Below are 7,532 nucleotides of genomic sequence, written 5' to 3' on the forward strand. Positions count from 1 at the left end.
GGGTCAGTCCTCGATGAGGTCGCGGACCTGGACCACCTGGTCGCGGCCCGGGCCCACGCCGATCGCGGAGATCCGGCACCCGGAGAGCTTCTCGAGGGCCTCCACGTAGCGCTGGGCGTTCAGCGGCAGATCCGTGAACGCGCGGGCGCCCGAGATGTCCTCGGTCCACCCGTCGAAGAGCTCGTACACCGGCTTCGCGTGATGGAACTCGGTCTGGGTCATGGGCATGCGGTCGTGGCGCACGCCGTCCACCTCGTAGGCCACGCACACCGGGATCTTCTCGATGCCGGTGAGCACGTCCAGCTTGGTGAGGAAGTAGTCCGTGAAGCCGTTGATCCGCGCGGCGTAGTGGGCCATGACGGCGTCGTACCAGCCGGTGCGCCGCGGGCGGCCGGTGTTCACGCCGAACTCGCCGCCGGTGGTGCGCAGCTGCTCGCCCATCTCGTCGAAGAGCTCCGTGGGGAACGGGCCGGCGCCGACGCGCGTGGTGTAGGCCTTCACGATGCCGATGGTCCGGGAGAAGCGGGTGGGGCCGATGCCCGCGCCCACGGCCGCGCCGCCGGCGGTCGGGTTGGACGAGGTCACGAACGGGTAGGTGCCGTGGTCCACGTCCAGGTAGGTGGCCTGGCCGCCCTCCATGAGCACCACCTTGCCCTCGTCCAGGGCGTCGTTGAGCAGGTTCACGGAGTCCACGACCATGGGGCGCAGGCGGTCCGCGTAGCCCAGGAAGTACTCGGCGATCTCGTCCACGGTGACGGCGCGGCGGTTGTAGAGCTTCACCAGCAGCTCGTTCTTCTGCCGCAGGGCGCCCTCGATCTTCTGGCGCAGGATCGACTCGTCGAAGATGTCCTGCACGCGGATGCCCAGGCGGGCCACCTTGTCCATGTAGGTGGGGCCGATGCCGCGGCCGGTGGTGCCGATCGCGCGCTTGCCCAGGAACCGCTCGGTCACCTTGTCCATGGTCTGGTGGTACGGCGCCACGAGGTGGGCGTTGGCGGAGATCTTCAGGTGCTCGCACGAGTGGCCGCGGGACTCGAGCCCGTCGATCTCCTCGAACAGCGCCTCCAGGTTCACCACCACGCCGTTGCCGATCACCGGCACCGCGTTGGGCGAGAGGATGCCGGCGGGCAGCAGCTTGAGCTCGAACTTCTCCCCGTTGACGACGACGGTGTGCCCGGCGTTGTTGCCGCCGTTCGGCTTGACGACGTAGTCCACTCGCCCGCCCAGCAGGTCGGTGGCCTTGCCCTTGCCCTCGTCGCCCCACTGGGCTCCGACGATCGCGATCGCTGGCATCTGCATCTCTCCTCAGGGCCGCGGGTCGTCCCGGACCGGCCCGTACATGGAAAACGCCCCCTTGCGGTGCGCACGGAGGCCGTACCCCCGAATCCTACCAGCGTGACGGATGCCACCCTCTGGCTACGCTGGCGCCATGAGCACCGCAGCGCCCGGCACCCAGCACTCGGAGTTCGCCTCCCCGACCCCCACCCGCAAGGGCCCGAGCGTGGGCACGTGGCGCCCCTGGGCCGTGCTGCCGTGGGCGCTGGCCCTCCTCGCCCTGCCCCTGATCGCGCTCGCCCTGCGCTCCAACTTCGGCGCGAACGGCTGGATGACGGTCATCTACATGGTCTTCGGCGCCCTGCCCCACGAACTCGTCCTCATGGTCCTGGTGGGAAGCCTGTTCCTCCTGCCCCGCGTGAACCCGCAGGATGAGCAGCGGGGCGGCATCCGGCTGGGGCGCCTGCTGCACACGCTGCTGGGCGTCTCCTGGGGGTCCTTCGCGCTGGCCGCGATCATCTTCCCCGACGGCGGCGACCACCCGGACTCCGGCGCCACGACCCCGGTGCTCATGGACCTGCTCGGCACGAGCACCGCGATGGACGTCGGCATCGTGGGCGGCCTCGCCCTCGTGGCCGTCAGTGCGCTCACCGGTCTCGCGGTGATCGTGGTGTGCGTGGTGCGGCGGATCCGCGCCGTTCGCTGAGCACGCTCCCGACGACGGCGGTCAGCGCGGGTTCAGGCGTTGGCGGGCTCGGCCGTGCCCGCGCCCCGGCGGCGCAGCTCGGGCTTCACGGTGCCCTCGGCGCCCGTGTCGGGGCAGGCGTCCTCCGCAGCTCCGGCCGCACCGGAGCCGCACGGGCCGGCGTCGTCCGTGCCGCCGCAGCAGCCGCCGGCCGAGGCGCCGTCGTCGGCCGCGGCCTGCTGCGCACGCTCCTCGGCGCCGAGCACGGTGAAGCCGGCGTCGGCGATCATCTGCAGGTCCGCCTCGGCGTCCTGGCCCTCGGAGGTGAGGTAGTCGCCGAGGAAGATCGAGTTGGCCACCTGCAGGCCGACCGGCTGCAGGGAGCGCAGGTGCATCTCGCGGCCGCCGGCGATACGCAGCTCCTTGTCCGGGCACGCCAGGCGGACCATGGCGAGGATCCGGAGACACTCGAGGGGCGTGAGCTGCTGGTGGCCCTGCAGCGGGGTGCCGTCGAAGGGCATGAGGAAGTTGACGGGGATGGAGTCGGAGTCCAGGTCGCGGAGCGCGAGGACGGCCTCGACGAGCTGCTCGTGCGTCTCCCCCATGCCCGCGATCAGGCCACTGCAGGAGGACAGGCCGGCGGCGCCGGCCCGCTGCACGGTGTCCACGCGCTGCTCGTAGGTGTGGGAGGTGCAGATGGACTCGTAGTGGGACTCGGCCGTGTTGAGGTTGTGGTTGTAGGCGTCGACGCCGGCGTCCTTGAGCTTCTCGGCCTGGCCGTCCTTGAGGAAGCCGAGACACGCGCACACCTCGACGTCCGGGTGCTGGGCCTTGAGGTCGCCGACCATGCCGGCCACGCGGTCGACGTCGCGGTCCGTGGGGCCGGTGCCCGAGGCGACCATGCACACGCGCGAGGCGCCGCCGGCGATGCCCAGACCCGCCTGGCGGACGGCCTCCTCCGGCTTGAGCCACGTGTAGCGCAGGATCTCGGCCTCGGTGCCGAGCCGCTGGGAGCAGTAGGTGCAGTTCTCCGGGCAGAGGCCGGTCTTGAGGCTGACCAGGTAGTTGACCTTGACGGTGCGGCCGAAGTGCTTCTCGCGCAGGCGCGAGGCCGCCGCGACGATGCGGAACGTGTCCGCGTCCGGGGCGTCCAGCACAGCGACGGCCTCCTCAGCGGTAAGCACGTGGCCCGCCTCGATGCGGTCCACGAGGGCCTCGGGGTCGAGGGCGGCGGCGGGGCGGGGGTCGACTACTCTCGTGGGCTCGGAGATGTTTATAAGAGACAGGGGGAGTCCTGGGTGGCGGTCATGCGGGCCTCTCCGGTGGGCGGGGCTCGGCCCCGGGTGGTTCTGACTCGAGGGACTCTAACAGTGTTCATTGAACAGTGTTCAGGAGCGGGGGGCCATGACCCCGACGTCAGCGCCCGTGCCGGTCCAGAGGGACCGGCTCGGGCCGAGGCTGCTCCTCGAACGTCGTCGTCGCCGCGAGGATGCCGTGGGCGGCGGCAGCGAGCACCGCGCCGAGCAGACCGGCCACGACCGCCCGGACGCCGGCGTCGTCGATCGCGTTCAGCACCAGCCCCGGAATGACCGCGGCCCCCATCAGCAGCATCACCCACGCGGTGGAGCCGGCTCCGGCGTCAAACACGTTGCGGCGAGCCTGCTCCGCCTCGACCCGGTGATGCACCCCTCGCAAGGCGAGCATCGCCCCGAGGGCCGTGACGGCCACCAGCGTCAAACCCCACCCCAGTCCCAGATCCTGCCGCAGCCCCGCGAACACACCAGCCGAACCCACCAGGGCAGATGCCACACCGATGCGCCACCGCCACTCACGCTCATTCCCCACCCGGCTCACAGCCCCCTGCTGGCACACGGCCCTCGGCGGTGGAGCGGCAGATCATGCGGTCGTGGCCGCCGGGATCACTCCTGCGTAAGGGGCGAATGGAACTCCGAGGCGAGCATCGCGTAGGTGGCGCCATCCACCCAGCCGGGCGTGAGATGCAGAGACTCCTCCTTGAACGTGCCCTCGTGACGCATCCCCACCTTCTCCATGATGCGCAGACTCGGAGCGTTGTCCGCGAAGGCATGAGCCTCCACGCGTCGCACACCCAGATCGTCGAACGCGAAGCCCAGCAGGGCTCGCGCAAGCTCGGTGCCATAGCCCTGCCCGGCCTGGCGCGGATCGATCGTCCAGCCGAGCTCGGCCTGGGCGTCCCGGGCTTCCTCCTGCGGGCCGTCCTGACTCCACGCGTCCTGCACCGCGACCTTCCCGACACCGACGATGACGTCTCCGGCCCGCACGGTGAGGCGGTCCCCCGCCCCGAGGTAGGACTCGCGCAGCGCGTTCTCACTCTCCGGGCGGCCGGAGGTCCACGACCACACCTGCTCGAGACGGCAGAAGCTCCACACGGCGGGCGCATCGAGACCCCGGAACGGAGTGAGGGTCAGCCGGCGGGCTCGCAGCGGGAAGCAGACGCCTCGACTCGCGGCGAGCTCCAGGAGAGGGGTGGCCATGACAGACAGGGTACGAACAAGAGTCCTCGAGTCAGCCCCCGGACAGACCAGTGCCCACACCCTGCGTCGATGCCAGGTCCACGCGGTCTGCCAGGGCCCGTTGACCTCGGGCAGATCCCGCCACGGAGTCCCGCACCTGCACCGGCAGATGATCGCTTCGACCATCGTGTGGACATTCGAGAAGGGTCGACCCTGCCGGCCCGTGCGGTCTGGAGCAGCGGGGCGATCAGCTCCGATCGGGCATCGGAGACGACGTGCAACCGGGACATGGCTCCCCGGATCTCAGCGGGTCCCTGGAGCCATTCTCAGACACGCCCTAGGCCATCTCCAGCGCCGAGGCCCGCCTCACAACAGAGGAGGTCCTCGCTGCTCACTCCGGCCGGGCCGGCCGACGTCGTCGTGGGCTGGGGTGACGGCCTGTCCGGACTGCTGGCGTTCATCACGCAGATGGCGCTCGTGCTCATGCTCGGCCACATCCTGGCGAACACCGGCCCGGTGCGCCGTCTGCTCGCCAGGCTCGCCAGCATTCCCCGCACGCCCCTGGCCGCCTACATCTTCGTGTTCGTGGTGGCGGCGGCGGCCTCCCTCATCACGTGGGGCCTGGGCCTGGTGGTCGGTGCGCTGCTGGCCAAGGAGGTCGCGGCGCAGGCCCGTGAGCGCGGGCTGGTCCTGCACTTCCCGATGCTGGTGGCCGCCGGGTTCTCCGGGTTCGTGGTGTGGCACATGGGGTACTCGGGCTCCGGCCCGCTGACGGCCGCCACCCCCGGTTCGTTCCTCACGGAGAGCCTGGGCGGCCGGACGGTCCCGGTCTCGGAGACCACCTTCTCCTGGTGGAACATCACCGCCGCCGTGGTGACCATGCTCGTCGTGGCCCTGGCCCTGTTCCTCGTCGCCCCGCGCGCCGGGGACCGGATCGTGGAGCTGGAGATCGACGCGCGGGACCGGGACGCCGCGCCCCCATCGGAGATCGAGACGCCGGCGGACCGCCTCGACGCCTCCCGTGCCCCCACGCTCCTCGTCGGCGCCATGCTCGTGGCCTATCTGGTGATGCACTTCGTCGGCGGCGGCACCCTCACCCTGGACATCGTCAACTGGTCCTTCCTCGCGCTGATCCTGCTGCTGGTGCGCAGTCCGCACGAGCTGATCGGCCTCACCCAGTCGGCCGCGTCCAACGTGGGCGAGATCCTGCTGCAGTTCCCCCTCTACGCGGGCATCCTCGGCATGATGACGTCCACCGGCCTGGTGGCGGTGCTCTCGGACGCCTTCGTGGCGATCTCGAACCCGGTGACGTTCGGCCTGCTGGCGTTCCTGGCCGCGGGCCTCGTGAACTTCTTCGTCCCCTCCGGCGGCGGACAGTTCGCCGTGCAGGGCCCGATCATGCTCCAGGCCGGCGACGCGCTCGGCGTGGACCCGGCCATCACCATCATGGCCGTCTCCTACGGCGACCAGTGGACCAACATGATCCAGCCGTTCTGGGCAATCCCCCTTCTGGCGATCGCCGGGCTGAAGATGCGCGACATCCTGGGGTACACCACGGTCGTGCTGCTCGCGTCGGGGCTCGTCTTCGGCGGCACGCTCCTGCTCGTCTCGCTCTGACCCGATCGGCCGATGCCGGACGTGGCAGGACAGACGAAGGGCCCCGGGATCACCGGGGCCCTTCGCCTGTCATCACTCGCACCTTCATCACTCGCACCTCGATGAAGTGGTTCCACCGTACGAACCGAGCATGGGCGCAGCCGTCACGCAGCCTGGCAGTTGCCTGGCAATGGCCGCCTCAGCCCAGGGCACCGCCGGACTCCGCTAGGTAGCACGTGCCGCACAGGGACTCGTAGGTCACCTGGACACCGTCGATCGCCACCTGGTCCCCCTCGAACACGAAGTGCTCGGCGCCCGTGGCCGGGTCAACGACCTTGCGCGTGTTGAACACCGCCTTCCGGCCGCACCGGCAGATGGTCTTCAGCTCCTCGAGGGAGTGCGCCAGCTCCAGCAGCCGCGCGGAGCCCGGGAAGGAGCGGGTGCGGAAGTCGGTGCGCAGTCCGTAGGCGATCACGGGGACGCCGTCGAGCACGGCGATGCGCAGCAGGTCGTCCACCTGCGCCGGCTCGAGGAACTGCGCCTCGTCCACGAGCAGACACGCCATGGGCGGGGCCTCCACGTGCCCCACGAGGGCGTCCGGGTCGTCACCGGTGGCGTGCCGGCGGAACAGCTCCCGCACGTCCGCGCCCGCCGGGACGAGGAAGTCCACGGCGCGGGTCACACCGAGGCGGGAGACGACGTCGCCCTCCCCCTTCACGTCCACCTCCGGCTTGGCCAGCAGCACCCGCTGGCCGCGCTCCTCGTAGTTGAAGGCGGCCTGCAGCAGGCCCGTGGACTTGCCGGAGTTCATGGCCCCGTAGCGGAAGTAGAGCTTGGCCACGGCTCCGCTCAGCCCTGGGCGCGGCCCTGGCCGGCCTCGATCTGCTCTGCGGCCGTGGGGTCCGAGTCCCGCAGGAAGGTGCGGATGCGCTCGACCTCCTCGGACTCCCCGATCCCGGCGGCCGCGCGGCCCAGCGCGTACAGGGCGCGCAGGAAGCCGCGGTTGGGCTCGTGGGCGTACGGCACCGGGCCGGCGCCGCGCCACCCCGCCCGGCGCAGCGCGTCCAGACCCCGGTGGTAGCCGACGCGGGCGTACGCATAGGAGTCCACGGTCCGGCCCTCGGCCCACGCGTCCTCCGCCATGAGCGCCCACACCAGGGAGGACTCGGGCGCCACCGGCACGATGTCCTCGGGCAGGTCACCTGCCTCGAGCCGGGCCAGCACCTCCGGCTCCTCCGGCAGGCGCGTGGCCGGCGGCTCCATCAGGTTCTTGCCGATCAGGGACTCGGACATGGGATGCCTCTTCTCCTCGCGGACGATGCGGTCGCGGCCGAGTCTATCGACGGCGCCGGACGCCGGACGGATCGCCGTCCCCGCGTCCAGGACGGTCCGGTACCGTAGGCGCAGCGTCCGTCCGCAGCCCCACGCTCCCGGGGCCGGGCCGCCGATGCCGTCGAAGGAGCCTCCATGACCCACCCCGCGCC

7 protein-coding genes and 2 pseudogenes are annotated in these 7,532 nt (G+C 71.1%); 2 read left to right on the forward strand and 7 right to left on the reverse strand.

Translation table 11 applies throughout. The features are described 5' to 3' along the window. Window positions 1-3: 3 nt before the first annotated feature. Window positions 4-1,293: an adenylosuccinate synthase gene (locus tag J1M39_RS02440; RefSeq protein WP_135039950.1), complete on the reverse strand. Its 1,290-nt coding sequence runs from the start codon at window positions 1,291-1,293 to the stop codon at window positions 4-6. 136 nt (window positions 1,294-1,429) lie between these two features. Between J1M39_RS02440 and J1M39_RS02445 the strand changes: the two genes are divergently transcribed. Next, a complete protein-coding gene (locus J1M39_RS02445) occupies window positions 1,430-1,981 on the forward strand; it encodes a hypothetical protein (protein ID WP_206481426.1) in 552 nt (183 codons plus the stop codon). Between the two features lie 32 nt (window positions 1,982-2,013). On the opposite strand, the gene bioB is transcribed toward J1M39_RS02445, so the two are convergent. The 4 genes and pseudogenes from bioB to J1M39_RS02465 all read right to left on the reverse strand — a co-directional run. Beyond that, the gene (gene bioB, locus J1M39_RS02450) at window positions 2,014-3,168 is read right to left on the reverse strand and encodes a biotin synthase BioB (protein WP_206481494.1); all 1,155 of its coding nucleotides are present in this window, start codon (window positions 3,166-3,168) and stop codon (window positions 2,014-2,016) included. Between the two features lie 208 nt (window positions 3,169-3,376). Beyond that, window positions 3,377-3,769: a hypothetical protein gene (locus tag J1M39_RS02455; RefSeq protein WP_206496425.1), complete on the reverse strand. Its 393-nt coding sequence runs from the start codon at window positions 3,767-3,769 to the stop codon at window positions 3,377-3,379. Window positions 3,770-3,879: 110 nt separating this feature from the next. Next, the gene (locus J1M39_RS02460; protein WP_205805016.1) at window positions 3,880-4,473 is read right to left on the reverse strand and encodes a GNAT family N-acetyltransferase; all 594 of its coding nucleotides are present in this window, start codon (window positions 4,471-4,473) and stop codon (window positions 3,880-3,882) included. Window positions 4,474-4,536: 63 nt separating this feature from the next. After that, window positions 4,537-4,742, reverse strand: a pseudogene (locus J1M39_RS02465) (transposase); the annotation flags it as partial. Window positions 4,743-4,839: 97 nt separating this feature from the next. On the opposite strand from J1M39_RS02465, the pseudogene J1M39_RS02470 reads away from it, so the two are divergent. Beyond that, window positions 4,840-6,069, forward strand: a pseudogene (locus tag J1M39_RS02470) (short-chain fatty acid transporter); the annotation flags it as partial. A 178-nt stretch (window positions 6,070-6,247) separates the two neighbouring features. On the opposite strand, the gene J1M39_RS02475 reads toward J1M39_RS02470, so the two are convergent. Beyond that, window positions 6,248-6,889, reverse strand: coding sequence for a thymidine kinase (locus J1M39_RS02475; protein WP_063189666.1), 642 nt, complete (start codon window positions 6,887-6,889; stop codon window positions 6,248-6,250). Window positions 6,890-6,897: 8 nt separating this feature from the next. After that, the gene (locus J1M39_RS02480) at window positions 6,898-7,341 is read right to left on the reverse strand and encodes a DUF3151 domain-containing protein (protein WP_012750707.1); all 444 of its coding nucleotides are present in this window, start codon (window positions 7,339-7,341) and stop codon (window positions 6,898-6,900) included. Window positions 7,342-7,532: the final 191 nt, after the last annotated feature.

It is taken from the genome of Micrococcus sp. KRD077 (genome assembly GCF_017168505.1).
GTDB classification, from domain to species: domain Bacteria; phylum Actinomycetota; class Actinomycetes; order Actinomycetales; family Micrococcaceae; genus Micrococcus; species Micrococcus luteus.

Coding starts and splice junctions, on each gene's coding strand:
- J1M39_RS02440 (WP_135039950.1), bottom strand. CDS start 1,293: ATGCCAGCGATCGCGATCGTCGGAGCCCAGTGGGGCGACGAGGGCAAG.
- J1M39_RS02445 (WP_206481426.1), top strand. CDS start 1,430: ATGAGCACCGCAGCGCCCGGCACCCAGCACTCGGAGTTCGCCTCCCCG.
- J1M39_RS02460 (WP_205805016.1), bottom strand. CDS start 4,473: ATGGCCACCCCTCTCCTGGAGCTCGCCGCGAGTCGAGGCGTCTGCTTC.
- J1M39_RS02480 (WP_012750707.1), bottom strand. CDS start 7,341: ATGTCCGAGTCCCTGATCGGCAAGAACCTGATGGAGCCGCCGGCCACG.